Source organism: Psychrobacter sp. NZS113, from assembly GCF_015864825.1.
Taxonomy (GTDB): domain Bacteria; phylum Pseudomonadota; class Gammaproteobacteria; order Pseudomonadales; family Moraxellaceae; genus Psychrobacter.
Genome location: NZ_JADYWL010000041.1, coordinates 1 through 528, shown reverse-complemented (window position 1 = coordinate 528; position 528 = coordinate 1). Strand labels below are relative to the sequence as shown.

1 protein-coding gene is annotated in these 528 nt (G+C 41.5%); it reads left to right on the top strand.

What is annotated here, in order from left to right; genetic code table 11:
- Positions 1 to 528 (top strand): transcription termination/antitermination protein NusA (locus I6E61_RS14045; RefSeq protein ID WP_197135309.1); only part of this gene is annotated, 528 nt, incomplete at both ends.

The following is a 528-nucleotide window of genomic DNA, read 5'->3' as shown; positions in this document are numbered from 1 at the left end:
ATCCTGGCTCTCGAGCTAAAATCGCCGTGAAATCTAACGACAAACGCATTGATCCAATTGGTGCATGTGTTGGTATGCGTGGCGCACGAGTTCAAGCTGTATCGTCTGAGCTTGGTGGCGAACGTGTTGACATCGTACTTTACGATGACAACCCAGCACAATTTGTTATCAATGCAATGGCGCCAGCAGAAGTTGCTTCAATCGTAATGGATGAAGACACTCACTCAATGGATATCGCTGTAGAAGCAGATAACCTAGCGCAAGCAATTGGTCGTAATGGTCAGAATGTTCGTTTAGCAAGCCAATTAACTGGCTGGGAACTAAACGTAATGACTGTTGAAGACATGCGTACTAAAAATGAAGCTGAATCTGATAAGTTACTTAACTTATTCACTGAAAATTTAGAAATTGATGATGAGTTTGCATCATTACTTATCAACGAAGGTTTCTCGACACTTGAAGAAGTGGCGTATGTACCAGCGTCTGAATTTTTAGAAATTGATGGTCTTGATGAAGAGACTGTAGATT